Annotated in this window: 25 protein-coding genes and 2 pseudogenes; 2 read left to right on the top strand and 25 right to left on the bottom strand. The window is 41.5% G+C overall.

What is annotated here, in order from left to right:
* Nucleotides 1–103: 103 nt before the first annotated feature.
* The 7 genes from ODU34_RS08825 to ODU34_RS08795 all read right to left on the bottom strand — a co-directional run bounded on the left by ODU34_RS08825 (nt 104) and on the right by ODU34_RS08795 (nt 7214).
* Complete coding sequence (locus ODU34_RS08825; protein WP_105105831.1) at nt 104–1174, bottom strand: ABC transporter substrate-binding protein; 1071 nt, start codon at nt 1172–1174, stop codon at nt 104–106.
* Entirely contained in the window at nt 1174–1944 is a 771-nt protein-coding gene (locus ODU34_RS08820) for an ABC transporter permease (RefSeq protein ID WP_105179124.1), read from the bottom strand. Before ODU34_RS08820 ends, ODU34_RS08825 begins: the two co-directional genes overlap by 1 nt.
* On the bottom strand, nt 1944–2744 hold the full coding sequence (locus tag ODU34_RS08815) for an ABC transporter permease (RefSeq protein WP_105179123.1): 801 nt from the start codon (nt 2742–2744) through the stop codon (nt 1944–1946). The genes ODU34_RS08820 and ODU34_RS08815 overlap by 1 nt, the downstream gene beginning before the upstream one ends.
* Complete coding sequence (locus ODU34_RS08810) at nt 2728–3882, bottom strand: ABC transporter ATP-binding protein (protein WP_205015158.1); 1155 nt, start codon at nt 3880–3882, stop codon at nt 2728–2730. The genes ODU34_RS08815 and ODU34_RS08810 overlap by 17 nt, the downstream gene beginning before the upstream one ends.
* 38 nt (nt 3883–3920) lie before the next feature.
* Nucleotides 3921–4829 carry a UDP-N-acetylmuramate dehydrogenase gene (murB, locus tag ODU34_RS08805; protein WP_105257560.1) on the bottom strand — a complete coding sequence of 303 codons (909 nt, stop codon included), beginning with the start codon at nt 4827–4829 and terminating at the stop codon, nt 3921–3923.
* A gap of 234 nt (nt 4830–5063) precedes the next feature.
* The gene (gene thrB / locus ODU34_RS08800) at nt 5064–5924 is read right to left on the bottom strand and encodes a homoserine kinase (protein ID WP_205015160.1); all 861 of its coding nucleotides are present in this window, start codon (nt 5922–5924) and stop codon (nt 5064–5066) included.
* A 3-nt stretch (nt 5925–5927) separates the two neighbouring features.
* Nucleotides 5928–7214, bottom strand: coding sequence for a homoserine dehydrogenase (locus ODU34_RS08795; RefSeq protein WP_205015162.1), 1287 nt, complete (start codon nt 7212–7214; stop codon nt 5928–5930).
* A 104-nt stretch (nt 7215–7318) separates the two neighbouring features.
* On the opposite strand from ODU34_RS08795, the gene ODU34_RS08790 reads away from it, so the two are divergent.
* A complete protein-coding gene (locus tag ODU34_RS08790) occupies nt 7319–8242 on the top strand; it encodes a polysaccharide deacetylase family protein (protein WP_205015164.1) in 924 nt (307 codons plus the stop codon).
* A gap of 56 nt (nt 8243–8298) precedes the next feature.
* Here ODU34_RS08790 and ODU34_RS08785 read toward each other — a convergent pair whose 3' ends face one another.
* The 18 genes and pseudogenes from ODU34_RS08785 to ODU34_RS08700 all read right to left on the bottom strand — a co-directional run.
* Nucleotides 8299–10068 (bottom strand): ABC transporter ATP-binding protein, encoded by a 1770-nt coding sequence (locus tag ODU34_RS08785; RefSeq protein ID WP_205015166.1) that lies wholly within the window; start codon nt 10066–10068, stop codon nt 8299–8301.
* Nucleotides 10069–10076: 8 nt separating this feature from the next.
* Nucleotides 10077–11813 carry an ABC transporter ATP-binding protein gene (locus ODU34_RS08780; protein ID WP_205015168.1) on the bottom strand — a complete coding sequence of 579 codons (1737 nt, stop codon included), beginning with the start codon at nt 11811–11813 and terminating at the stop codon, nt 10077–10079.
* Nucleotides 11814–11906: 93 nt separating this feature from the next.
* Nucleotides 11907–12149, bottom strand: a complete 243-nt coding sequence (locus ODU34_RS08775; RefSeq protein WP_012028079.1) for a KH domain-containing protein — start codon at nt 12147–12149, stop codon at nt 11907–11909.
* 21 nt (nt 12150–12170) lie between these two features.
* Nucleotides 12171–12443 carry a 30S ribosomal protein S16 gene (gene rpsP, locus ODU34_RS08770; RefSeq protein WP_002940682.1) on the bottom strand — a complete coding sequence of 91 codons (273 nt, stop codon included), beginning with the start codon at nt 12441–12443 and terminating at the stop codon, nt 12171–12173.
* Between the two features lie 124 nt (nt 12444–12567).
* Nucleotides 12568–12876 (bottom strand): DUF4298 domain-containing protein, encoded by a 309-nt coding sequence (locus tag ODU34_RS08765; RefSeq protein WP_029171816.1) that lies wholly within the window; start codon nt 12874–12876, stop codon nt 12568–12570.
* Nucleotides 12876–13523, bottom strand: a complete 648-nt coding sequence (pcp, locus tag ODU34_RS08760; protein ID WP_024411282.1) for a pyroglutamyl-peptidase I — start codon at nt 13521–13523, stop codon at nt 12876–12878. The genes ODU34_RS08765 and pcp overlap by 1 nt, the downstream gene beginning before the upstream one ends.
* Nucleotides 13520–14281: a class I SAM-dependent methyltransferase gene (locus ODU34_RS08755; protein ID WP_136647355.1), complete on the bottom strand. Its 762-nt coding sequence runs from the start codon at nt 14279–14281 to the stop codon at nt 13520–13522. Before ODU34_RS08755 ends, pcp begins: the two co-directional genes overlap by 4 nt.
* Nucleotides 14282–14351: 70 nt before the next feature.
* Nucleotides 14352–14666, bottom strand: coding sequence for a hypothetical protein (locus tag ODU34_RS08750; protein ID WP_044667780.1), 315 nt, complete (start codon nt 14664–14666; stop codon nt 14352–14354).
* A gap of 10 nt (nt 14667–14676) precedes the next feature.
* A complete protein-coding gene (gene carB / locus ODU34_RS08745; RefSeq protein ID WP_136647356.1) occupies nt 14677–17856 on the bottom strand; it encodes a carbamoyl-phosphate synthase large subunit in 3180 nt (1059 codons plus the stop codon).
* A 716-nt stretch (nt 17857–18572) separates the two neighbouring features.
* Nucleotides 18573–19652: a carbamoyl phosphate synthase small subunit gene (locus ODU34_RS08740; RefSeq protein ID WP_029171820.1), complete on the bottom strand. Its 1080-nt coding sequence runs from the start codon at nt 19650–19652 to the stop codon at nt 18573–18575.
* 403 nt (nt 19653–20055) lie between these two features.
* On the bottom strand, nt 20056–20979 hold the full coding sequence (locus tag ODU34_RS08735; RefSeq protein WP_136647357.1) for an aspartate carbamoyltransferase catalytic subunit: 924 nt from the start codon (nt 20977–20979) through the stop codon (nt 20056–20058).
* 55 nt (nt 20980–21034) lie between these two features.
* Nucleotides 21035–21556 carry a bifunctional pyr operon transcriptional regulator/uracil phosphoribosyltransferase PyrR gene (gene pyrR, locus ODU34_RS08730; RefSeq protein ID WP_205015176.1) on the bottom strand — a complete coding sequence of 174 codons (522 nt, stop codon included), beginning with the start codon at nt 21554–21556 and terminating at the stop codon, nt 21035–21037.
* 198 nt (nt 21557–21754) lie between these two features.
* Nucleotides 21755–22402: a Pr6Pr family membrane protein gene (locus ODU34_RS08725; protein WP_136647359.1), complete on the bottom strand. Its 648-nt coding sequence runs from the start codon at nt 22400–22402 to the stop codon at nt 21755–21757.
* Nucleotides 22403–22449: 47 nt separating this feature from the next.
* The gene (locus tag ODU34_RS08720; protein WP_136647360.1) at nt 22450–22788 is read right to left on the bottom strand and encodes a zinc ribbon domain-containing protein YjdM; all 339 of its coding nucleotides are present in this window, start codon (nt 22786–22788) and stop codon (nt 22450–22452) included.
* An 80-nt stretch (nt 22789–22868) separates the two neighbouring features.
* A complete protein-coding gene (locus tag ODU34_RS08715; RefSeq protein ID WP_136647361.1) occupies nt 22869–23762 on the bottom strand; it encodes an RluA family pseudouridine synthase in 894 nt (297 codons plus the stop codon).
* Nucleotides 23746–24210: a signal peptidase II gene (lspA, locus tag ODU34_RS08710; RefSeq protein WP_024400529.1), complete on the bottom strand. Its 465-nt coding sequence runs from the start codon at nt 24208–24210 to the stop codon at nt 23746–23748. The genes ODU34_RS08715 and lspA overlap by 17 nt, the downstream gene beginning before the upstream one ends.
* On the bottom strand, nt 24203–25117 hold the full coding sequence (locus tag ODU34_RS08705; protein WP_136647362.1) for a LysR family transcriptional regulator: 915 nt from the start codon (nt 25115–25117) through the stop codon (nt 24203–24205). The genes lspA and ODU34_RS08705 overlap by 8 nt, the downstream gene beginning before the upstream one ends.
* Nucleotides 25118–25242: 125 nt before the next feature.
* A pseudogene (locus tag ODU34_RS08700) lies at nt 25243–25320 on the bottom strand (transcriptional regulator); the annotation flags it as partial.
* A gap of 364 nt (nt 25321–25684) precedes the next feature.
* Here ODU34_RS08700 and ODU34_RS08695 point away from each other — a divergent pair.
* Nucleotides 25685–25768 (top strand): annotated as a pseudogene (locus ODU34_RS08695) (IS200/IS605 family transposase); the annotation flags it as partial.

Here is a 25768-nt window from a genome sequence, read left to right as displayed (position 1 = left end):
CTTCCTTTCTATAGTATGTATGACCAAAAAATAGGAGCAATAAGTACTTAATAAAGAACCTCACTCCCATTCTTTTATTTATATTGCTACCTGTCCAATCAGACTATTTCCGATACATCTTGAATTGGAGATAGAGGTCATTATACATTCCAAGCATCTCTGGTCCAAGATTATCATAAACTTCCATCTTCTTCATCGTTTCTTCTGAAGGATAGAAGGATTCGTCGTTCTGAGTCTCCTCATCCAGCATAGCCTTGGCTGCAGGAATTGGTGTTGAATAACCAACATATTCTGCATTGCGAAGCGCATTTTCAGGACGAAGCATAAAACTCATAAAGGCGTAAGCTCCATCAATATTTTTTGCTGTTTTTGGAATGACCATGTTATCGAACCAAAGGTTAGAACCTTTTGATGGTACAACATAGCGCAGATTTTCATTTCCATCTAACATTTCACTCGCCTCACCTGAGAAAGATACTGCGATAGCTGCCGCATCTTGTATCATATAACCTTTTATCTCATCAGCAACAATTGCTTTGACATTTGGAGTTAGATTATAGAGATGTTCGGTAGCCTTTTCAATCTCGGTAGGATTGTTGGAATTGAGACTATACCCTAGTGATTGTAGACCAACGCCCATGACTTCACGCACACCATCAATTAACATGATATTGTCACGATATTCTTCTGACCACAAGTCTTCCCATTCCTGAGGAGGATTTTCTACCATGGTTTCATTGTAAACAATGCCCAAGGTCCCCCAGAAATATGGAATAGAATAATCATTGTTCTTGTCAAAGCTTAGTCCCATAAATCGAGGATCAATATTTTCTATCCCTTCAATCTTAGACTTATCTAGCTTGATTAACATATTCTCTTCTGTCATCTTAGAAATCATGTATTCAGATGGGATTGTCAGATCGTAGGTTGTTCCACCCTGCTTAATCTTTGTGTACATGGATTCGTTGGAGTCAAAGGTCTGATAATCTACCTGAATACCTGTTTCAGCAGTGAATTCTGCGAGTAATTCTGGGTCAATATAATCGCCCCAGTTATAGATGACAAGCTTATCAGTTGTCCCCTGGGTTGAATCAGCTTCTAATTTATAACTAATTCCCCATAGAACTAGGACAATAGCGATAATTCCTACAAAAAAAGAATACAATCGTTTCATTAGTTTGCCTCCTTTTCACGTGAGATGAAATAATAACCCACTACCAATAAGATAGAGAAAAGGAAAACTAAGGTTGACAAGGCATTGATTTCCAGAGAAATTCCCTTACGAGCTCGAGAGTAAATCTCAACAGATAGGTTTGAGTATCCATTACCTGTTACGAAGAAGGTCACAGCAAAGTCATCCAAGGAATAGGTAAAGGCCATGAAGTAGCCAGCAATGATGGCTGGTGTTAGGTAAGGCAACATGATTTCTTTCAGCATTTGTGGCTGAGTTGCCCCCAAATCATAAGCTGCTGAAATCATATCCGCATTCATTTCCTTCAGACGAGGTAAGACCATCAATACTACGATTGGAATAGAAAAGGCAATATGACTGAGCAATACCGAGACAAAGCCAAGCTGGAAACCAATCATGGTAAAGAGAATTAGGAAACTCGCCCCAATCATGACGTCCGGTGCTACCATCAAGATATTATTGACAGACAAGAGTGCATTTTGAAAACGAGGTTTTGCCTGATAGATATAGATGGCGCCGAAAGTTCCGATAAGGGTCGCAATCAAAGAACTCAAAAAAGCTAATAGGAAAGTTTGAGCTAAGATGAGCATGAGACGGCTATCACTGAGCATGGAAGAAAAATGCTCCAAGGTAAAGCCTGTAAAGCCATTCATATCCCCGCCTTCATTAAAGGCATAAAAAATGAGATAGAAAATCGGTAAGTAGAGAAGGAGAAAGGCAACTGTTAAGTAGATATTTGCGAATTTCTTCATTATTTCTTCCTCTCTTTCGTCATCCACATAATCAAGAGCATGGCCAAAATCAAGACCACACCAATGGTTGAACCCATTCCCCAGTTTTGTGTTGTGAGGAAATGTTGTTCGATGGCTGTTCCCAGTGTAATGACTCGGTTACCGCCAATCAAACGGGTCAACATGAAGAGGCTCAAACTCGGAATAAAAACCGCTTGAACACCTGAACGAACGCCGTTCATAGAAAGAGGAAAAATAACTTTTGTAAAGGTCTGCCAAGGAGTTGCCCCCAAATCACGACTGGCATTGATTAGGTTTTTATCCAAATCATCCAAGGCGTTAAAGATCGGCAAAATCATAAACGGAATCTCGATATAGGCTGCAACAGCAATAAAGGAGAAATCTGTGAAAAGAATTTGCTGAGCTCCTAGACCAATAAATTCTAGGAACTGGTTGATCGAGCCGTGTTGTCCAAAAATACCGATAAAGGCATAGGCTTTCAGCAAAAGATTGACCCAGGTTGGCAAGATAATCAACATGAGCCAGAGTTGTCTATGCTTGAGCTTGGTCAAGAAATAGGCTGTTGGGTAGGAAACCAAAAGTGTGACCAGAGTAATAATACCTGCGTAAAAAATAGAGTTAAAACTCATTCGCAGATAGGTCATATTTGGCGAGTTAAAATAGGTCTGGTAGTTGGCCAAAGTGAAATTGCCGTGAATATCAAAGAAAGATTTGAAGATAATCAAGGCAACTGGAGCGAGTACAAAGAGAAAGACCCATAGGGCATAGGGAATTGCAAAAATCCTAGAGGTTTTCTTCATTGCGTTCCTCCTCAATGGCGTTAATCAAGCCATCTTCTACTTCTTCCACTTCCACATATTCTTCGATACGAGCATCGAATTCTTCCTCTGTTTCATTGAGACGCATGATATGAATATCTTCTGGCTCAAAGCTTAGTCCAATCACTTCTCCGACAATGGCCTTACGAGTTGAGTGAATCATCCACTCATTACCAAGGTCGTCATAGGCGATGATTTCGTAGTGAACACCACGGAAGAGCTGTGTATCCACTTTTACCTGCAATTTGCCTTCTTCAGGTAGGGTAATCTGCAAATCTTCTGGACGGATAACAACTTCAACTTCTTCGTTTGGTCGCATACCGCCATCGACAGCTTCAAAGCGTTTGCCGTTAAACTCAACCAAGTAGTCTTCTATCATGCAGCCTGGAAGGATATTGGATTCACCGATGAAGGTAGCAACAAAATGGTTGATTGGCTCGTCGTAAATGTCCACTGGCGTCCCAGATTGGACAATCTCACCTTCATTCATGACAAAAATCCAGTCACTCATGGCCAGAGCTTCTTCTTGGTCATGGGTAACGAAGACGAAGGTAATTCCTAGACGTTGTTGCAATTCACGCAGTTCGTACTGCATTTCTGTTCTCAGTTTCAAGTCCAGGGCAGAAAGTGGTTCATCTAGCAAGACAACACGAGGCTGGTTGATAATCGCACGTGCAATAGCAACCCGCTGGCGTTGACCACCAGACAATTTCTGAATGGAACGATTTTCATAACCAGAAAGTCGGACCATTTGTAAGGCTTCTGTCACACGGCGTTCGATTTCAGCCTTGTCAACCTTTCGTAATTTAAGAGGAAAAGCCACATTTTCAAAGACAGTCATATGTGGGAAAAGGGCATAGGACTGGAAAACAGTATGGATATCCCGTTTATTTGTTGGAACATCATTAATCCGTTGACCGTCCAGATAAATATCACCTGAACTCGCATCCAATAAACCAGCAATAATGTTCAAAATCGTTGATTTACCTGAACCAGAAGCTCCTAAAAGGGTATAAAATTTCCCCTCTTCCAATTCAAAACTAATATCCTTTAATACAGTTGTTCCACTGTCTTCAAATACTTTTGAAACGTTCTTAAATTCAATAATCGGCTTTTTCAATTCTCATAAATTCCTTCTTTTTTGTAAGAGCCTGATGGCTAGAGTGTATCAGCAGGATCGCCGATAATACGAACCTCTCTCTCCAGAGTAATTCCTGAAGATTTTTCAACGACTTCAATCACATGGGCAATCAAATTTTCGTAATCAGTTGCTGTACCATTTTCTATATTGACCATAAAGCCAGCGTGTTTTTCAGAAACTTCGACTCCACCGATTCGATAGCCTTTTAACCCCGCATCCATAATCAACTGTCCTGCGAAGTGACCAAGTGGACGTTTGAAGACTGAACCACAAGATGGATATTCCAAAGGTTGCTTGAGCTCGCGTAAATGTGTCAAACGAGCCATTTCTTGTTGAATAACCGTATGATTTCCTGGCTTGAGGGCAAATTTTGCAGACAAAACAATCGCACCGTTTTCCTGCAAGATAGAAGAACGGTAGCCAAATCGTAACTCACGATTGTCCAATGTTTCGACATAACCTGCTGGAGTCAAAATCTGCGCTGAAACTAGAATGTGTGCTACTTCACCTCCGTAAGCACCTGCATTCATATAGACAGCACCACCAACGCTTCCCGGAATACCACAAGCAAATTCAAATCCTGATAAAGAATGGAAAAGTGCGACTTTTGTCGTTTCAATCAGATTGGCACCTGCTTCCGCTTCAATGGTGTATCCTGATACAGTAACGGAGTTAAGTTTATCCATACGGATAACAAAACCACGAATACCGCCATCTCGGACAATGATATTACTTGAATTTCCTAATACTTGCCATGGAATACCTTCGCGTTTAGCAAATTCTACTATACGAACAATCTCGTAACGATTCCGCGGAAAAGCTAGATAATCAACAGCTCCTCCTACTTTTGTATAGGTATATTCTTTTAAAGGCTCATCGAATCGAATATCGATGCCTTCTAATTCAAGCCTAATTTTATCTTTCATAACCTTCTCATTTCAATTTAAGATATACAGGATTTATTATACCAAAAATTACAGGAGAAAACGAATAAAATTCAACAAAAATACTTTCACAAGCCAAATTAATTTGCACCAATATTTTGAAATGGAGAATGGAATGCACAAAAAAAGGAGTTCCCTTCCTACCGCTTATAGTTGCGATGGTGAACTCCAATAAAATAAACATTTTTAGTTTTGCAAATGATAGATTATCACTATCTATACAATAGCAATCCCTTCGGTATCAACTTGAAGGCGGTGGACAGTTCCGTCTAGATTTAGTTCCTCTAATGCAAGAACAATAGCGTCCTCCCTATCTTTGGGCGCTAATACCATCACTGTTGGACCGGCACCTGATAAGTAGGTTGCATAGGCTCCCAACTCCTGTGCAGTTTGTTTGATTGGACAAAACTCCTTAACAAGTAGCTGACGGAACGGTTCATGGAACATGTCTGACTGAATTGCTTTCCCAGCTTTTTCCAGATCACCTGCCATCAAACTGGCAACAGCAACGTTTGCAATGGCACTAGCAGCCACTGCTTTCTTGTACCCCATCTGAGAAGGTAGTACACCTCGGCTTTCAACCGTACGCAGTGGGTAGTTTGGAATAAAGGCAACAAAACTTGCTTCTGGGAATTCTGTTACAACTGCCTGTACTTTCTTATTAACATAGCTAGAGATGACTAAATTACCAAAAATCGCTGGGGCTACATTATCAGGATGTCCTTCAATTTCTGTAGCTTTGAACAATTTTTCATCCGCTGTCATATTCAAACCTGCTAATTGATTAGCCAATTCAATACCAGCTACGATAACGGAACTGGATGAACCCAAACCACGTGCCAAGGGAATATCGCTAATCATTCTGATACGATGCGGCTGCAATCCTTTTTCAATCTTTAAAGCTGTCTTGATCAAAAGATTGTTCTTGTCTGATGGAACATGTTCAAGATTGTGCTCAATCACCCATTCATCAGTCTCTTCAAACACTTCAATCGTTAGATATTTCGAAAGGGCAACACCTACTGAATCAAATCCTGGACCGATATTAGCTGAAGTTGCTGGAATAATAATTTTCATTGCTTATTCTCCCAGTACTTTAAAGGTATTTAAGACAGTAAAGTCTGTTTCTTTGCTCAATTTGTCTGTTACATTTTCCAACTGAGTCTTACTCATTTCATGGGTCACAATCACTAGGCGGGCTGTTTCTCCATCTGCAGCTTGTTGCAGAATTTGCTTGAAGGAAATTTCTTCAGAATTGAAGATTTCTGCTAAACGAAGCATTTTTCCATTTTTATCAGGCGCATCAATTGAGAAATAATATTCGCTCTTCACATCGCTTGGGGCTGCCAATTGAAGTGGGCGGCTATATTCGTTAAAAGCTTTGCCGATAGTATTGTCTTTCAAGCGACGAACGATACGAATAATGTCAGCCATAACACTTGTTGCAGTCGGTTTTTGCCCAGCGCCCGGTCCATAGTACATAGACTGGCCGATGCCGATAGATTCGACAAATACAGCATTCATCACGCCATTGACGCTTGCAAGGGGATGATTTTTCGGTAGGAAGGTTGGAGATACTTCGGTAGCAATACCAGAGGTGGTTTCTTGAATATCACCCACAAGTTTGATGACGTAGCCCAACTCTTGTGCCACTGCCACATCTTCTGGCGTGATATTTGAAATACCCTTGTGTGCTACGTGTTCAAAATCAACTGTCATACCGAAAGCAAATTGACTGAGGATAACAGCCTTGTAAGCCGCATCAATCCCCTCAACGTCATTTGTTGGGTCAGATTCTGCATAGCCGAGTTCCTGTGCTGTTTGAAGAGCTTTTTCGTAAGTCCAGCCTTCATCAACCATCTTAGTCAACATGAAGTTTGAAGTACCATTCAATACACCGAGGATACGAGTTACCTTATCAGCAGCCAAAGAGTTGACCAAGGTACGCAAGATTGGAATACCACCTGCAACTGCAGCTTCATAATAAAGCGCAAGACCTTTCTCTTCAGCCAAGGCACGCAATTCGCTACCATGAACAGCAAGTAAATCCTTATTGGCTGTTACAATATGCTTGCCTGCTTCCAAGGCACGTGTAATAAATGTTTTTGCTGGCTCAATACGTCCCATCAGCTCAACTACAATGGCGATGTCTTCGTCAGCCAAAATGTCATCAATATTTGTTACAAAATGATAGTCATGACCTGCAGCCAAGAGACGGTCTTTTTCTGCTTCATCCTTGACCAAAACCTTAGCAACTTCAATACTATCATGCGCGGCTTTCTCTATTTTTTCCTGGTTTTCTTCTAATAAAAATGGCACACCACTCGCAACGGTTCCAAATCCTAATAATCCTATCTTAACTACCATGTGCTCTCCTTTAAAATGTATTTCTCCCATTATAACAAATATTCTGACTATTTGGCAAAAAATTTGATATAATTGTTTTAATATATGATTATGGAGATAAGATAATGAAACATTCAAGAAGAGCCCGTCGAAGCCGCACACAAAAGAAACAACTTGTGCCAATGCTACTTGGTATCGCATTATTAGTAGTGACTCTACTATCTATTTTTCTAATCTTTCTAAAACAGCCATCTAAGCAGCAAAGTGATTCCAAAGCTTCAACGGTAGAGACAACAGCCAGTTCGAGTGTTATGACTTCAGAAAGTAGTGAAATAAAAACAGAAATCATTTGGGAACAACAAACTGAACCTATCAAACTTCCAATCCTCATGTATCATGCCATTCACGTAATGGCTCCCGAGGAAGAAGCTAATGCTAATCTTATCGTAGATCCAACGACTTTCGAAAGTCATCTAAAAGCATTGCAAGATGCAGGTTACTATACTTTATCACCTGAAGAGGCTTATAAGGTATTGACAGAAAATGTCCTTCCTGCTGGCAAAAAGGTTGTCTGGCTAACCTTTGACGATAGCCTCTGGGATTTTTATAGCTATGCCTACCCATTGCTTAAGCAATATCAAATGAAGGCAACCAACAATGTCATTACAGGGTTTACTGAGTATGGACAAGCAGGGCACCTTACTCTTGATCAAATCAAGGAAATGCAGACCGCAGGGCTCTCCTTCCAAGGGCATACCGTCAACCATCCTGATTTAGAGTATAGTTCTATCGAGGATCAAACAAATGAACTTACTTCCTCTAAAGCCTATCTTGACAGCCAATTAAATCAGGAAACCATCGCTATCGCCTACCCTGGTGGACGATACTCAGCCGACACCGTAGCCTTGACCGAACAAGCTGGCTACAAACTTGGTGTGACTACTAACAACGGCTTGGCTTCTGCTAGTGACGGATTACTGACTCTCAATCGTGTCCGCATCCTCCCAACCACTACCGCTGAGGGGCTATTATCCGAAATTTCCTATTAATTTTCACAAACTTGTATATGAGAAAACTCCCTGTCACTGACAAGGGAGTTCGTTTTTTATTTGGATTCACTAAACTGACTTTGATAAAGATTATAATAGAAACCTTTATCTGCCAAAAGACTTTCATGGTTACCTTGTTCGATAATCTGTCCACCTTTCAAGACCAAAATCTTATCAGCTTCCTGAATGGTTGATAAGCGATGGGCGATGACGAAACTTGTCCGCCCCTTCATCAACCGTTTCATGGCCTTTTGAATCAAGAGTTCCAAACGAGTATCAACTGAAGAAGTTGCTTCGTCAAGAATCAGAATAGCAGGATCCGCCAACAAGGCACGTGCAATGGTCAAAAGCTGTTTCTGACCTTGGGAAATATTGCTGGATTCCTGGTTCATTTCCATGTTGTAACCGCCAGGCAGGGTACGGATAAAGTGGTCAACGTTGGCGGCTTTGGCAGCTTCCACAATTTCCTCATCCGTCGCATCCAGACGTCCAAAACGCAGGTTTTCCTTGATGGTCCCTTCGTAGAGCCAGGCATCCTGCAAGACCATACCAAATTGACTACGGTAGGATTGACGAGAAATATTCCGAATATCCTGACCATCCACCTTGATAGCACCCGATGTGACATCATAGAAACGCATGAGAAGGTTGATGAGGGTTGTCTTACCAGCCCCTGTTGGTCCAACGATAGCCACCATTTCACCTGGCTTAACATCAAGATTAAAGTTACGGATAAGCGGCTTGTCTTCTGAATAGCCGAATTCAACCTGTTCAAAGCTGACTTGTCCGGTCAGACTAGCTGTCAACTCTAGCGCATTGGCGTCTTCTTCGTCAAGCTCATCTAAGACTGAAAAGATGCGTTCAAGGGAAGATTTAGCAGACTGCAACTGGGGTGCCAACTGGGTCAAGGTTTGGACTGGCTGAGAAATCTGCCAGACGTATTGGACGAAGGCCTGCATATTACCGACCATCAATGTACCTGCAAGAACTTTCAGACCAGCAAGTAAGGCCACGACTACATAGGCAATGTTTGATAAGCCGTGTACCAGAGGCATGAGCAAACCAGACATAAAACTAGCCTTGAAACCAACTTCCTGCAAATCGGAGGTAATCTGGCGAAATTCTTCTGTAGAAATTTCTTCACGGCCGTAGAGTTTGAGAACGTTAAAACCTGTCAGATTTTCTTGGACAAAGCCGTTCAATCGACCTAGGGCATCAGCCTGTTGCTTGAAATAAGGCTGGGATTTGCCCATGATAAACTTGGAACAAAAATAGGTCACTGGAACCAAGGTTACGACTACAAGTGCTAGGGATACATCCAACCAGAAACACATGAAAATGGCTAGAGAGAGAGTCAGAACGGCATTGACTAACTGAAGGAAACTTTGTTGTAGAGCATTCGACACAGTCTCCACATCGCTTGTAAAACGCCCCAGCAAATCACCATATTGGTGCTTGTCAAAATAAGATACTGGAATCTTGTTAATTTTGTGGCTCAAGTCCTGACGTAGTTCCTTGGTTGCTCCCTGCACTGCCTTGGTCATAAAATAGTTAGAACCATAGGCACCGATTTCATATAGAAGGGCACGAAGGGCATAGATGGCAAGCATGATGGCAATGTAGGAATAGTTAATCTGAGCTCCTTCTACTCCATTTGCCATGTCCAACAGATTCTTGGTCAATTCTGTAATGATAAGCCCCAGTACAAAGGGCTCCAAGGCATTCATAACTGCACTGATGGTCTTTAGAAAAACAGCTAAAAATACAGAAGATTTGTAACGACGCAAATAGTCCCAAACACGGGTAAATACTGATCTATTCTTCATAATTCCTCCTATTCTTCTGTTAACGATTGACGGTTAAGTTGAGAGTTGGCAATTTCTCGGTAAATCTCATTGCTTTCCATCAATTCATTGTGGGTGCCACGACCAACGATTTCACCTTCGTTCAGCACGATAATCTGGTCAGCATCCATAATGGTTCCGACACGTTGGGCAACAATCAAGACCGTCGCATTTTCCGTCACTTCCTTCAAACGACTCCTCAAAATCGCATCCGTCTTATAATCCAAGGCTGAGAAAGAATCATCAAAGATATAAATATCGGGCTGTTTGACAATGGCACGCGCAATGGACAAACGTTGCTTTTGCCCGCCTGACAGGTTGCTTCCGCCTTCTGCTAGATGGGTGTCAAACTTCTCTTCCTTACTCTCGATAAACTCCTTAGCCTGAGCCACATCCGTCGCATCATGAAGTTCAGCAAGACTAGCATCCATCTTACCGTACTTTAAGTTTTCCGCGATAGTTCCGGTAAATAGCAGAGCTTTCTGCGGAATAAAACCAATCTTGCTGCGGAGTGCCTTTAGATTGTAGCGTCTGACATCCACACCGTCCACCAAGATACGACCAAGTGTCACATCATAGAAACGTGGAATCAAGTTGACCAAGGAAGACTTGCCAGAACCTGTTGAACCAATAAAGGCAATTGTTTCACCAGGCTTAGCCTTGAATGAAATATTGTGGAGAACAGGCGATTCCGTTTCACCAGGATAGGCAAAAGTTACATTTTCAAATTCCAAATAACCACGAGTGTCTGTTTCAGTAATCCCATCTTCATTCTTAGAAATGGAAATGGGCATGTCCAAGACTTCCTGAATCCGTTGGCTCGATACGGACATACGTGGATACATGTTAAACAAGTTAGCAAAGAGCAAGAATGAGAAAAGCGCGTGGAAACTATATTCGATAAAGGCTACCAAATCACCGATTTGCAGACTACCTGTTTGCAAAGGATCCAATGCGAACCAGACAATGGCCACAATCATAGCAATGATAATCTGGACAAAGAGCGGCTCTGTCAATCCAGTCAGATTAAAGAGCTTTTTGGAAATATCGGTATATTCCTCATTTACTGTCGCAAAACGCTCTTCCTGAAATTCTTCCCGAGTAAATGCCCGAATGACACGTAAGCCCATGAGATTTTCACGAACATATTGGTTGATGGTATCCAAACGTTTTTGTTGCTTTTCAGAAAGAGGACGGGTTTTGGTTGCTACATAGAAAATAACGATAACGAGAAACGGCATAGCTACTGCGACTGTCCAAGCCAGACTTGGACTAGTTACCAAGGTCATGATGACAGAGGCAATCATCATCAAGGGAGTGATAATTCCCAGCTTCAATACCATCTCCGCAAACTGCATCAAGACAAAAGCATCATTTGTCATACGAGCAACTAGAGAAGAAACACCAATCTGCTCATATTCATGATGAGAGTAGTCCTGAATTTTCTCGTACAAATCATTTCGAATATCTTTTACGATATTGGTCGTCAACTTTCCGGCTGCATAGGCAAGTGTCACTCGACCAACAATACCGAGCAGGACAATCAGTCCCATCATCCCCGCCCAGAAATAGAGCTGACTAACATCGTTCTTTGTAATTCCTTGGTCAATCATCCTAGCCAAAAAAGTCGGCAAGCCCAAGTTTACCACTACAAATAAGAAGGCCCCCAACAAGTCTAAGGCAATCCACTTAGGATATTTTTTTAAGTAGGTCCAAATCAGATTCATCTTATCTCCCTTTCTATATGTTAAAAAGGGGTATAACCCCTTCTGTAAAGTTAAAAGCCACCAAACGGTGACTTTCTATTCTTTCTATTCTTTCTATTCTTTCTCGTCGATCACTAAACGAACTTTTTTATCACTTGTTGGAACAGAATAGACAATCGTTCTGATTGCAGAAATTGTGCGTCCTTTTCTACCAATGATACGTCCAATATCAGATTGATCCAAATCCAAATGATATTCCAAGAATTCAGGTGTATCAACAATTTTTATTGTCAAGCTATCAGGCTGTGAAATCAAAGGTTTCACAATCGCAATAATGAGATTTTCAATCATGTCCATAAGTGTTCTCGCTTACTGTTCTTACTTAGAGAATTTTTGTTCGTGGAATTTCTTCAATACGCCAGCGTTTGAAAGAAGGCTACGAACTGTATCAGATGGTTGTGCACCTTTTGCCAACCACTCAAGTACACGCTCTTCTTTAAGAGTTACTGAGTTTTCAGCCAAAAGTGGGTTGTAAGTACCAACAGTTTCGATGAAACGACCATCACGTGGTGCACGTGAGTCTGCAACGTTGATACGGTAGAAAGGTTTCTTTTTAGAACCCATACGAGTCAAACGGATTTTTACTGCCATTTTTAAATGTTCTCTTTTCTTTGTATTTTTATTCGGTGAAATAGCAGAGCTATTTAGCACATGTTCTATTATACCACACTTTAACAGGGTGTCAAGAAAAAAACTTGACAGGTTTTAAAAAATTTTATTGCTCGAGCATATCTGCTAGTTCTCTCAGTTGACTTGCGAGATTTATACGGTCAAACAGTAAATTATAGACTCCATCTTCACTCAATACTCCGCAAGGAATACCATTGAAATCCCCCTTATTAGATAAATCAAGATCTTCCATATAGATCTGGCTCTGGTAATAATCTAATAACTGTAAATAAGTCGATTGTTCCTGATTGAGTTGGGTCACACTATCGGAAAGGGACTTGTTCAGCTCTAGATGCCTATTAAATATTTTTTCCATTTCCTCTACACGTTTTCTTGCTTCCATAATATTTTTCATTAGTGTGTACTACCACCACCCTTTTTTATATCCTCTTTATCCCTATATTCAACGATTGCTCCTATGGCTACTTCAACTCCTCTTACAATATCGTTCAAAGACATGGAAGCCAGTCCTGGCTTGTCGACAACCTGCTCTGGCAAGAAGGGAATATGGAGAAAACCGGCCTTAGTCTTTGGAAATTGTTTCTCCGCCAAGTAAAGAGCTTGATACATGAGATGGTTGCAGACAAAGGTCCCAGCAGTATTAGAAACAGAAGCTGGAAGCCCAATCTTATGAATAGCTTCAACCATTGCTTTGATGGGTAAGGTGGAGAAATAAGCAGGCTGACCATCTTCTCGAATCGTTCTATCAATCGGCTGTTGCCCTTCATTGTCTGGAATGCGTGCATCATCTTGGTTAATGGCTATACGCTCAGGAGTTAAATCAACTCGCCCACCAGCCTGACCAATACATAGTACCGCATCAGGTAAATGTTCTGCCATTTTCTCCTCTAAAACATCCGCAGCCTTGTCAAAAACAGTCGGAATCTCTACAAGAATAATCTCTGCACCAGCAATGGTCTTAGGTAGAGATTTGATTGTTTCCAAGGCTGGGTTAATAGGCTCGCCACCAAAGGGATCAAAGCCTGTTACGATGATTTTCATACTTCCTCCTCCAAAATAATTTCTCCGTAGTGAAATTTTTGATTAGGTCTGACATGACGTTTAAAGCCAAATTCTTCAAAGACCTGATCTCGAAAATGAGCCTTTATAATCAATTTCTTCCTAGCTACTCGTTTAGCCTCAGATACAATTTCCTCCGTTAAACGGCTTCTGTCAGCCAAACCAGACAAGCCAGAAAGATTTTGTGATTCCTTGATTTCTTCTGAAAACATGGGATCAAAGTAAATGACATCAACAGACTTATCTATTTGCTCTTTCAAATAAGTCAGACTATCTGTCCAAATTGTCTGGATAGATTTCATGGCTCGATTGACCTCTTGCAGCCCACTATCAAAATCCTGTAAACCTCGACTCACAATAAAGTGCACTAGCTTAGAACTTTCCAAGGCTGTCACCCGATGACCAGCACTTGCTAATACAATGCTATCAGATCCCAAGCCCATAGTACAGTCTATTATTGATTGTTTTTCTTTTCCAAGCAATCCTAAAAGCGGATCTCTTCCAGACTTAATCCGCAACATGGCAGTATCTGGATGGAAAAAGAGTTTTCTCCCTTCTTTTTGCTCAAAAACCAATCGATCCTTATAAACCACCAAAACCGCATCAGCCTGCTTGAGTAAGACCTTCACGGCTTGCTTCCGCCGCTCACAGTAAACAATCCCTAGATCTTCAGCTAGCCGTTTGGCCTTCTGAACCAAGTACCCATCCATTCCCAAACTTGTTGTTACGATTACTTTCATATTAAATATTATAACAGAAAAAGCGTGACTTCTTACGAAGTCACACTTAAATCTCTTTGTGAATCAAGACTTAGGATTGTAGAAATTGGCGAATGGCTTCCTGATCAGCTTCACTAACCGGACGCCATCCTTTTGCCAAGGCTTCCTTGATATAGATTCGATTGTAGAGATAGCCCCACAAAATCCCAAAGCCAGTATTAATAAAAGGAATATCAAAGCGACGATCAATTAACAAGGCAAATAAGAATGCTACCAAAATAATCGCAAACCATTTTAAATCACCTCGAATCAGCGGTACAAAAAACTTGAAGAAAAAGGTTGTCCATGAAAAACCAGCCTTCACTTCCTTTACATTCCCAAACTCATCCACTAAATGAACCTTCATTTTTTATCTCCTAAATTGCTCGCGTCGAAAAACTACGACTTTCTAGTACAGCCAACATAGCCGCAGCAGTATCTAAGGCTGTAAAAAGTGGAATCCCTGCTTCGATAGCAGATGCACGAATAACCTCTCCATCCTCGTCTGCCACACGCTTTTTGCCTACTGTATTGACAATGGCTTGCACTTTTCCTTTACGGACCAGCTGAGGAATCGACTCTCTTTGGTCTCCACTGATTTTCCCAACAGGCAGACAGTCTAAGCCCTTAGCTTGGAAGGCAGTTGCCGTACCGCTTGTAGCCGCAATAATAAAGCCAATTTCACGGTATCTTTCCGCTAGACGGAAGGCCTCCTCCTTGTCCTCATCCGCAACTGTAAAGACGATAGTGCCAAAATCTTCCAAATGCTGATAACTTGCTTCAAAAGCCTTATAAAGTGCTTTTTCAAGTGTCAAGTCCGAACCCATAATCTCACCAGTAGATTTCATCTCAGGTCCCAGCAAACTATCTACTTTTGCTAGTTTCGTGAATGAGAATACTGGTGCTTTAACGTGCACCTGAGTGCTCTCAGGATAAAGACCGTCTTGGTAGCCAATTTCCGCAAGACTTTGCCCCAAAATCAATTTGGTTGCAACCTGGGCCATTGGAATGTCTGTGACTTTGGACAAGAATGGAACCGTACGACTAGCACGAGGATTGACTTCGATGACATAAACCGTCTCATCCTTGATAACAAACTGGATATTCATTATACCAATACAGTTAAGACCGATTGCCAAGCGTTTGGTGTAGTCTGCAATGGTCGCCTGCACCTCTTTAGACAAGGTTTGTGGCGGATAAACTGCCATCGAGTCACCTGAGTGAACCCCAGCTCGCTCGATATGCTCCATAATACCCGGAATCAAGACATCCTTACCATCTGAAATTACATCCACTTCACACTCACGACCGACGATATACGAATCCACCAAAACTGGGTGCTCTGGTGAAGCCTTGACCGCCGTTCTCATATAAGAACGTAGGTCCTCTTCATTTTCGACAATCTCCATAGCACGACCGCCCAAGACATAAGAGGGACGAACAAGTACCGGGAAACCAATTTTGCGGGCCGCTTCTAGAGCTTCCTCTTCGTTGGTTGCGGTTTGACCTGGTGGCTGTGGAATTCCAAGGTCTTTCAGGGCTTTTTCAAATAAATCCCTGTCTTCAGCTCTATCCAAATCCGCTACTTGCGTACCCAAGATTGGAATACCTGCTTTGGCCAATGGCTCTGCCAAATTGATGGCCGTCTGGCCACCGAACTGAACGATAACCCCTTTTGGTTGCTCAAGGTCAATCACATTCAAGACATCTTCCAAGGTCAACGGCTCGAAGTAAAGCTTGTCCGAAACCGAAAAGTCAGTTGACACTGTTTCCGGGTTTGAGTTCATAATGATAGCTTCGTAGCCAGCCGCCTGAATGGCCTTGACAGAATGCACTGTCGCATAGTCAAACTCCACACCCTGTCCGATACGGATTGGACCTGAGCCCAACACCAAAACAGATTCTTTTTCCGAGCGGATGGACTCATTTTCCCACTCATAAGTTGAATAGAAATATGGTGTTGAACTTTCAAATTCGGCCGCACAAGTGTCCACCATCTTGTAAACAGGGACAATTTTGTGCTCTGTCCGCAGTTGACGAATGTAGGATTCTGTTCTGCCCCAGAGTTCCGCAATCTTACGGTCTGCAAAACCGTATTTCTTGGCTTTTTTCAATAAATCAATATTATCGTGATTGATTGCCAATTCCTGCTCGATTTCTAAGATATGAAGCAGCTTATCAAGGAAGAAAAGATCAATCTTCGTCAATTGAGCCAGTTCTTCTACTGTATAGCCACGTCGAAGAGCTTCTGAAAGATAGAATAAACGATCATCCTGTGCCTTGACAATCTTTTCAACTAATTGGTCATCTGTTGCTTGGCTGAGTTCTGGCATTTCATTGTGATAGACTCCGATTTCCAAAGAACGACAGGCCTTGAGCAAACTTTCTTCGATATTACGACCAATGGCCATAACCTCACCAGTTGCCTTCATCTGCGTTCCAAGGCGGCGCTCCCCTTTTTCAAACTTATCAAATGGGAAACGTGGAATTTTTGCCACAACGTAGTCAAGAGCAGGCTCAAACATGGCATAGGTTGTTCCTGTGACAGGGTTCACCATTTCATCCAAGGTCAAACCAACCGCAATTTTTGCTGCCAATTTGGCAATCGGATAGCCTGTCGCTTTCGATGCCAAGGCAGAGGAACGGGACACACGTGGGTTCACTTCAATGACATAGTATTTGAAACTATGGGGATCCAGTGCCAACTGCACATTACAACCACCCTCGATTTTGAGGGCACGGATGATGCTGAGACTGGCATCACGCAACATCTGGTTTTCAATATCCGAAAGCGTCTGCGTTGGGGCAAATACGATAGAATCTCCAGTATGTATTCCCACAGGGTCAAAGTTTTCCATGTTACATACGACCAAGGCATTGTCAGCCGCATCGCGCATCACTTCGTATTCAATTTCTTTGAAACCAGCAATGGAACGCTCAATCAAACACTGGGTCACCGGTGATAGTTTCAGACCATTTTCCGCTATTTCACGCAGTTCTTCTTCATTGACACACATACCACCGCCAGTACCACCCAACGTGAAGGCTGGACGAACAATGACAGGATAGCCAATTTCACCAGCAAATTCCAAAGCCTCTTCAACTGTTGTCACAATCGTTGACTCAGGAATAGGTTGATTGAGATCTTCCATGAGTTGTTTGAAGAGGTCGCGGTCCTCTGCCTGATCAATTGCAGACAGTTTGGTTCCCAACAGCTCAACTCCAAGCTCATCTAAAATACCAGCCTTAGATAATTCCATGGCCATGTTGAGACCAGTCTGACCACCAAGAGTCGGCAAGAGAGCATCTGGACGCTCCTTCCGTAAAATCCGTGTGACAAATTCAAGCGTAATCGGCTCAATATAGACCTTATCCGCAATTTCCTTGTCTGTCATGATGGTCGCAGGGTTTGAATTGACCAAGACAACACTATAGCCTTCTTCCTTTAAAGCCAAACAAGCCTGAGTCCCAGCATAATCAAACTCTGCAGCCTGACCGATAATAATCGGACCAGACCCAATCACCATAATTTTCTTAATATCCGTACGTTTTGGCATAATTTTAAGATATTAAGGGCGTTAAGCGGACACAGTCAAAATAGGAGTTTGACCAAGAACGCTTGCGTTCGAGGAAAAACTATCTTTTTGACCCAGTCCGTAGCCCGAATTCAATTACAAAATCCGAGCAACAGAACACCCCCTTCTCCTTTCTATTCGTCGCCTCTCTGAGCGACATTAAATAAGATAAGTCCGACGTTTAGAATCTCAATTCGATAATAATTGAGATTCTAAACTAGTGTCAGAGTTAGCAAAGGTCCCATAGGACTTTGTGTAGGAGGACACATGCGTTCGCATGAAGTCCGACTTGCTCTGACCGACGTTTGAAAACTAAAGTCGATATTACTTTAGTTTTCAAACTAGTGCAAGGGATAGCATTAAAGTATATCACCATTTCTAAGAGCAGGTGTCAACATCTCAGCGCAGTGGTTGATTGGTAAATTTGTTCGTATTCTATACTCCAAATTTAACCTAATCAACTGTGCGGAGGTGAGAGTGAAACAGTCTGGGAATAGACTGTTTCAGCTCAACAACTTAAATTAAAGACTTGTTGACGAACTCTTTTTTACTTTTCGAGTTCTTTCCCACTCCCAGGCGTAGGGAAATGAGTTACTTGCAACCATTGACCTGTCCCTTGCCTTTCTATTTTCTATCTCTCCGGATAGAATTAAATAATAGACCGACGCAGTAAGGTTTAGTTCGATAGTAGTTAGACCTTACTGCCCTTTTTTAAACGAATCCATCAATTCCATAAATTCATCAAACAAATAGCTGGCATCATGTGGACCAGGTGCAGCATCCGGGTGGAATTGAACAGAGAAACCTGGATGGTACTTGTGGCGTACCCCTTCTACCGATTTGTCATTGATTTCCTCGTGGGTAATCATCAAACAGTCTGGCAAATCCTCACGAGCTACAGCATAACCATGGTTCTGACTGGTAAAGTCCACTCGACCTGTCGCAATTTCACGAACAGCATGGTTGAAACCACGATGACCAAACTTCATTTTATAAGTCGTTGCCCCATTTGCTTTAGCAAAGAGTTGGTGCCCCATACAGATACCAAAAATTGGAATTTTCCCAAGAATGCCACGAATCATTTCTAGCGCTTCTGGAACATCATCTGGATTTCCTGGGCCGTTTGATAGCATGACACCATCAGGATGGAGGGCAAGAATTTCTTCAGCAGTCGTATCATAAGGGACAACTGTCACATTGCAATCACGCTTGGCTAACTCTCTAAGAATAGAATGTTTCAATCCAAAATCAACCAGAACGACACTGCGTCCAACTCCAGGTGCAGGATAGGCTGTTTTAGTCGATACTTGCTGGATGTTGTTGGTTGGCAAGACAGTCGCTCTCAACTGGTCTGTCAAATGCTCCACAGAATCACCGACATTTGCAAGAGTCGCCTTCATGGTACCGTGCTGACGAATAATTTTAGTTAGGGCGCGTGTGTCAATTCCAGAAATTGCTGGAATTTTCTTAGCCTTTAAAAATTCATCCAAAGTCATCTGGTTACGCCAGTTACTTGCCCGACGAGCCCACTCACTGACAACCACTCCCTTACAAGTCGGCTTGATTGACTCGTAATCATCACGGTTAATCCCGTAATTTCCTACCAAGGGATAGGTAAAGGTTAAAATCTGACCATTATAAGACTGGTCCGTGATAGATTCCTGATAACCTGTCATCCCAGTTGAGAAAACCAACTCACCAGTCACATCAATATCAGCACCGAAGGCCTCCCCTTCAAAAATAGTGCCATCCTCTAAAATCAAACGTCTTTTTGACATAATAATAAGATATTAAGGGCGTTAAGCGGACATAGTCAAAATAGGAGTTTGACCAAGAACGCTTGCGTTCGAGGAAAAACTATCTTTTTGACCCAGTCCGTAGCCCGAATTCAGTTACAAATCCGAGCAACAGAGCACCCACTCTCCTTTCTATTTTCTATCTCTCCGGATAGAATTAAATAATAGTCCGACGTTTGTACGGTCAATTCGAAAATAATTGACTGTACAAACTAGTGCAAGGGATAGCCTGACCTCCATAGAGGCAGGCGTAGGGAAATGAGTTGCTCGCAACCATTGACCTGTCCCTTGCCTTTCTATTCGTCGCCTCTCTGAGTGACATTAAATAAGATAAGTCTAACAAATTTCTAACTGCTCAGTTCTAAGATACCTGAACAGCTAACTTTTAAGCCTTGCCATTGACAATTGCTTCCAAAATCGCCATCCGAACAAAGACACCATTTTGCATTTGACGGACAATACGTGATTTTGGCGCCTCTACCAATTGGTCATCAATTTCTACATCACGGTTAACAGGAGCCGGATGCATAACAATTGCAGTATCTTTCAAGCGTTTGTAGCGCTCCTCTGTTAAACCATGCAAACGATTATAAGTTTCTTTAGAGAAACCACCATCACCATCATGTCGTTCGTGTTGCACACGGAGCAACATCAGTACATCTACCGTTTCCACAATATCATCAATATTCAAATGCTGACCATAGACATCAAATTCCTCTGCGTACCATTCCTCCGGTCCAGCAAAGAAAATCTCAGCTCCCAGACGTTTCAAAATTTGCATATTGGACTTAGCAACCCGTGAGTGTGTAATATCACCTGCAATGGCAATCTTCAAGCCTTCAAAAGTTCCAAATTCTTCATAAATAGTCATCAAATCAAGTAGGGATTGGCTTGGGTGTTGGCCTGAACCATCACCACCATTGATAATTGAAGTCTGGATGGTAGGACTATCAATCAATTGCTTGTAATAATCCACTTCCGAATGACGAATCACGCAAATGTCTACCCCAAGTGCCGACATGGTCAAAATGGTATCATACAAGGTTTCACCCTTATTGACTGAGCTGGTACGAGCATCAAAGTCAATCATTCCCATATCCAAACGAAGCTCTGCCATTTCAAAAGACTTATGCGTCCGAGTTGAATCCTCGAAGAAAAGGTTAGAAGCATAGTACTTCCGATCCAACTCTACCTTTTCACCGCGTTTAAAAGCAATACCACGTTGAATGAGTCCCAATACTTCTTCATTTGAGAGGGTCTCCATTGTAACCAAGTGTTTGAGTGAAACTTTACCATTTGTAATTGTCATGATGATACCTACCTTTATGATCTAGATGTAGAATGATAATTTGTAAACGAAGCGACTATGTACCTTCAACCAGAAGGACAGCATCTTGACCATCGATTTCAGCCATGTGCACAATGATTTCTTCAGAACGGCTAGTTGGAATATTCTTCCCAACATAATCTGCTCGAATAGGCAACTCCCTGTGTCCACGATCCACAAGTACCGCTAAACTAACACGAGCTGGACGGCCCAAGGACACTATGTTGTCAATAGCAGCACGAATAGTTCGTCCTGTATAAAGCACATCATCTACTAATATAACATCACGATCGTTGACATTGGCAGTCATATTTGTTGTATCATCTTCTACCTTCATGTCATCTCGAAACGGCTTGGTATCCAACTCTCCCAACGGAACGTCGATACCCTCTAATTGCTTAAGCCTCTCCTGAATCCTCTTTGCAATGAAAACACCCCGTGTTTTAATCCCTGCAAGGACAATATTATCCAAATTCTTATTCCGTTCGATAATTTCATAAGTGATACGGGTGATCGCCCGTTTCATAGTCATATCGTCAACGATTTCTTTTGTCTTCATAAGACCTCCAAAAGTATAGAAAAAGTCTCCTTATACAAGGAGACTATGAAAATATAGGCTAGTTAGAACCAACCTGCTTAACATCCGACTCCTTGTCTGCCTCTCTGGACAGGTTTTAAAGGATTTATTAAGCAGAGTATAGCATAAAATCTCAGCCTTGACAATTTTTTTCTGAAAAAATATAGAAATTATCGGATTTTACTGAGAATTTTTTCCAAAAGACAATGAAGTCTTAAGGTTTATGGATTTAAGTCCCGCCAACATAAACCCACAAGTCAGATAAGCAACAAAAATTGTACCTGCATAAGTCAAAACATAGGTCCAACCATACTTAGGAACGTTGAGAAAGAAATAAGCAAAAGGACTGTCCTTAGCATCTGGGATTGGAATTTTTATGAAAAGACCATTCACTAGACCAAAAATCGTGTAGAGAACAGGCAAAAGCGTCCACCAAATCGGGTCAAACCACTTGTACTGTTGCTGGCGATCTACTATTAAGGTATCTAATAAAAAATACAAGGGAACAATATAATGGCAGAGTAGATTTTCAACACGCCAGAAATCGTCTGCCAAAGGGGCCAACATAAAGTGATAGACTACACAAGTAATCATGATAGACATGGTTACAGCAGCCTTTACACGAAGAAAACGTGACGTCTGTAAATCCGCACCCTTACTCATTGCATAGACCATATAGACAGCAAACAGAGATACCAATAAATTAGATTGTACCGTATAATACATGAGCATCCCGATACCGTATTTAATGATTTCTAAGGCAGTACCTGTGATGGCTAAAATAGCTAACAAGCATCTACTGTAAAACAAAATACTTTGATGTTTCATAATATCCTTTCAAATATGACAAAAGACTGGTTAACCAGCCCTTTCTCTTAAATTTTTTTAACAAATTCAGATTTCAGCTTCATCGCACCGAAACCATCGATTTTACAATCAATATTGTGATCGCCTTCAACGATACGGATGCCTTTAACACGTGTACCTTGTTTAAGGTCCTTAGGCGCACCTTTCACTTTCAAGTCTTTGATTAGTGTCACAGTATCGCCATCCGACAAACGATTACCGTTAGCATCAATTGCAACAGGTCCACTTTCTTCCTCAGCTACATCCGCTGGGTTCCACTCATAAGCACACTCAGGGCAAACCAAGAAGGCACCGTCTTCATAGACATACTCAGAAGTACATTCTGGACAATTTGGTAAAGTTTCCATTCTTATTCTCCTTAACATTTTTCATGTTCTAGTATAGCATTTGTTGAAAAAATGGGCAAGATGATAAGGTTTTCATACTATTATTCAGCCTTGCGCAGTTTTTCAAGTGTCTCCTGAAAAATAGCTGGCGCTTCTGCCGTAAATTCAACAACCTCACCAGTTCTCGGATGGGTAAATCCAAGCGTTCTGGCATGAAGAAATTGGCCATGCCCTTTTAGTGTTTTTCTTGGGCCGTAAGCCTCATCCCCCGCAACCGGATGACCAATATAAGCCATGTGGACACGAATTTGGTGAGTTCGTCCTGTTTCCAAGGTCAATTCCACCAAAGTGTAGTCACCAAAACGCTCCAGAACCTGAAAACGTGTCACAGCCTCTTTCCCTTTGGCAGTCACCGCTTGTTTCTTGCGGTCTTTTTCAGAACGACCAATCGGCGCCTCAATTACCCCGCGATCGTTTGGTAGATTGCCGTGTACAATGGCCCAATACTTACGAAGGGATTTCTTGTCTTTCAATTCAGCAGCAAGCTTTGTATGGGCATCATCGTTTTTAGCAACCATGAGCAGGCCAGAAGTATCCTTATCAATCCGATGAACAATTCCTGGTCGCAAGACACCATTGATGCCTGACAAATCTTTTACGTGATAAAGGAGAGCATTAACTAGCGTTCCAGACGTGTGACCAGCCGACGGATGAACGACCATCCCTTGAGGTTTATTTACAACAGCAACATCCTCGTCCTGAAAGACAATCTCTAAAGGAATATCCTCAGCAACATATTCGATTTCTTCTACTTCTGGAATTTGATAGGTTAGGACATCCCCAACCTGTACACTATATTTAGCTTTTTTAGGCTGTCCATTGACCAAAACCTGACCAGCCTTAATCTGCTCATTTGCAATCGAACGAGACAAATCCGTCAAATCCGACAATGCCTTATCCAAACGAATGCCACCAACCTCAACTCTTACTTCCATTACTCTCTTCTTTCATAATACAAATAAATAAAATACCTACACCAACTGTCAGACAAATATCTGCTACATTAAATACAGGGAAACTAATAAAATCCAAGTGAAACATGTCCACCACATATCCCAATCTAAGACGATCAATAAAATTCCCAAGAGCACCAGCAATCATCAAAGACAGACTGAATAAAATCCAGATATTGCCCTTGATCTGTTTGATATAGTACCACACTAGGCCTGTCACGGCAACAATTGTCATTATCGTGAAAAACCACTGCTGATTTTGTAAAATCGACCAGGCCGCACCATAATTTCTTAGATAAGCTAAGCTCATCAATCCTGGTATAAATTCCGTTACCGTATCTAATTCAACATTGGCAACTGTCCAAGCTTTTACAAGCTGGTCCAGACCAATTAATACTACCATCAAAAATGGAAATCCAATTTTACGCATTTTCATCCTTCTTCTTATCAAAATATGCCTGCATGGTTTCAATAAAGTCTTTGGCACAAGAACTAAGTTCATCATTGGCTCGTTTAACGTAGACCATGCGATTGTCTACCTTTCCTTTGAGAGGAATTACTGTAATGCCATTGACACTCTCATCATCAAGATAGCCCGAACCAGTTGCATAGGCATCCGTACGCTCCAAAATTCCATTCAAAGTAGCACGGTCTGTCACATCAAACACAACCGAGGAATCCGACGTATCAATCAAGTTCTCGGAATAATAAAGATAAGCCTCTTTTTCTTGAGTGAACCGTACGGTAGGTAGACCTACCAAATCTGCTGGCTCAATCTCAGCTTTCTTCGTCAAAGGATGATCTTCACGAAGGTAGATATGAGTCTGAAATGCAGACAAATCTACAGCTTGCAAGTGAAGTTTATCCAATTTCTGCATGATTCCTTTTGTATTTCTCTCGTTCAAATAAATAATACCAAGCTCGCTATAACCTTGAGCAACCTCATCTAAGATCTGTACTGTAGTCGATTCAAAAATGCGAAAATGAGGGTACTGCGGGTGGCTACGAGAGAACTCCGTAATCAATGGAGGAAGAAAATCATAATGCTGACTTGAAATTGAAAAAGTCTTCTCACCTTCCTCAGGTGGCAAATAGAGATGCTCAAACTGATCAAATCCCTTAACTAAAGCCTGAGCTTTCTCATAGAATTCCATCCCTTTTTGTGTCAAAAAAGTTCCTGAACTAGTTCGGCTAAAAATTTGAAAACCTAACTCTTTTTCCAAATCACGAATGGAAATAGACAAACTAGGCTGGGAAACGTACATTTTCTCTGCTGCTTCCCGAAAAGTACCACTGTTTGCAATGGCTACAACGTAGCGTAATTGTTGAATATTCATACCTGATACCTCTTAAAACTGCTTCTTCCATTATATCAAAAAAAGCAAGAATTTGCTGAACTCTTGCGTTTTCGCAAATAGACTATTCTTCTCTTATATAACTTCCAGGTTCCAAATTTCTCTTATTCAACTGCAATTTGAAAGGCTTTGGAATTTCTGTTCGCCAAATCATCGATGACTGATTTTACTAAGTTGGAACCTATACCACTTCTTCTGAACATTTTATCTACTCCTGAACGTAGAACTTATAGGAAGCGCAACAGTGCAGATGGCAAAATATTTTTATCCTATAGAGAAGATATTGCCGTCTCGAATCACTTCTATCGTACACTTTTAAAAATATCAAAATCAAATTACAAAAAAAGACTCTCCGAAAACAACTCGGAAAGCCTATTGTTTGCTATCTCTAGCTCAACTCTCTCTTTTATTATGGCTTCGAGCCAGTTTTTCTCGTAGAGAAAAACAAGAAAACCACCAGCTATGCTGGTGGCTGACAAGGCTTTGAGCTTCCATTTCTTTTTCCTGATATAATCTAATTGTTCAGGTTAGATAAAGGAGGAAAAAGAAATGGCTAAAACCAGTTACAGTTTATCACATACCAAATGGATGTACAAATATCACATAGTTTTCACACCTAAGTACCGTAGAAAA

Origin of the sequence: Streptococcus sp. 2018WUSS126 (genome assembly GCF_044427425.1) — a bacterium.
Classification (GTDB): Bacteria; Bacillota; Bacilli; order Lactobacillales; family Streptococcaceae; genus Streptococcus; species Streptococcus hashimotonensis.
This window is presented reverse-complemented; position numbering and strand designations above follow the sequence as displayed.

Bases quoted from the DNA above. Each gene is read 5' to 3' on its own strand.
- ODU34_RS08825 (WP_105105831.1), bottom strand. From the start codon at position 1,174: ATGAAACGATTGTATTCTTTTTTTGTAGGAATTATCGCTATTGTCCTA.
- ODU34_RS08820 (WP_105179124.1), bottom strand. From the start codon at position 1,944: ATGAAGAAATTCGCAAATATCTACTTAACAGTTGCCTTTCTCCTTCTC.
- ODU34_RS08815 (WP_105179123.1), bottom strand. From the start codon at position 2,744: ATGAAGAAAACCTCTAGGATTTTTGCAATTCCCTATGCCCTATGGGTC.
- murB (WP_105257560.1), bottom strand. From the start codon at position 4,829: ATGAAAGATAAAATTAGGCTTGAATTAGAAGGCATCGATATTCGATTC.
- thrB (WP_205015160.1), bottom strand. From the start codon at position 5,924: ATGAAAATTATTATTCCAGCAACTTCAGCTAATATCGGTCCAGGATTT.
- ODU34_RS08795 (WP_205015162.1), bottom strand. From the start codon at position 7,214: ATGGTAGTTAAGATAGGATTATTAGGATTTGGAACCGTTGCGAGTGGT.
- ODU34_RS08790 (WP_205015164.1), top strand. From the start codon at position 7,319: ATGAAACATTCAAGAAGAGCCCGTCGAAGCCGCACACAAAAGAAACAA.
- ODU34_RS08785 (WP_205015166.1), bottom strand. From the start codon at position 10,068: ATGAAGAATAGATCAGTATTTACCCGTGTTTGGGACTATTTGCGTCGT.
- ODU34_RS08780 (WP_205015168.1), bottom strand. From the start codon at position 11,813: ATGAATCTGATTTGGACCTACTTAAAAAAATATCCTAAGTGGATTGCC.
- ODU34_RS08775 (WP_012028079.1), bottom strand. From the start codon at position 12,149: ATGGACATGATTGAAAATCTCATTATTGCGATTGTGAAACCTTTGATT.
- rpsP (WP_002940682.1), bottom strand. From the start codon at position 12,443: ATGGCAGTAAAAATCCGTTTGACTCGTATGGGTTCTAAAAAGAAACCT.
- ODU34_RS08765 (WP_029171816.1), bottom strand. From the start codon at position 12,876: ATGAAAAATATTATGGAAGCAAGAAAACGTGTAGAGGAAATGGAAAAA.
- pcp (WP_024411282.1), bottom strand. From the start codon at position 13,523: ATGAAAATCATCGTAACAGGCTTTGATCCCTTTGGTGGCGAGCCTATT.
- ODU34_RS08755 (WP_136647355.1), bottom strand. From the start codon at position 14,281: ATGAAAGTAATCGTAACAACAAGTTTGGGAATGGATGGGTACTTGGTT.
- ODU34_RS08750 (WP_044667780.1), bottom strand. From the start codon at position 14,666: ATGAAGGTTCATTTAGTGGATGAGTTTGGGAATGTAAAGGAAGTGAAG.
- carB (WP_136647356.1), bottom strand. From the start codon at position 17,856: ATGCCAAAACGTACGGATATTAAGAAAATTATGGTGATTGGGTCTGGT.
- ODU34_RS08740 (WP_029171820.1), bottom strand. From the start codon at position 19,652: ATGTCAAAAAGACGTTTGATTTTAGAGGATGGCACTATTTTTGAAGGG.
- ODU34_RS08735 (WP_136647357.1), bottom strand. From the start codon at position 20,979: ATGACAATTACAAATGGTAAAGTTTCACTCAAACACTTGGTTACAATG.
- pyrR (WP_205015176.1), bottom strand. From the start codon at position 21,556: ATGAAGACAAAAGAAATCGTTGACGATATGACTATGAAACGGGCGATC.
- ODU34_RS08725 (WP_136647359.1), bottom strand. From the start codon at position 22,402: ATGAAACATCAAAGTATTTTGTTTTACAGTAGATGCTTGTTAGCTATT.
- ODU34_RS08720 (WP_136647360.1), bottom strand. From the start codon at position 22,788: ATGGAAACTTTACCAAATTGTCCAGAATGTACTTCTGAGTATGTCTAT.
- ODU34_RS08715 (WP_136647361.1), bottom strand. From the start codon at position 23,762: ATGGAAGTAAGAGTTGAGGTTGGTGGCATTCGTTTGGATAAGGCATTG.
- lspA (WP_024400529.1), bottom strand. From the start codon at position 24,210: ATGCGTAAAATTGGATTTCCATTTTTGATGGTAGTATTAATTGGTCTG.
- ODU34_RS08705 (WP_136647362.1), bottom strand. From the start codon at position 25,117: ATGAATATTCAACAATTACGCTACGTTGTAGCCATTGCAAACAGTGGT.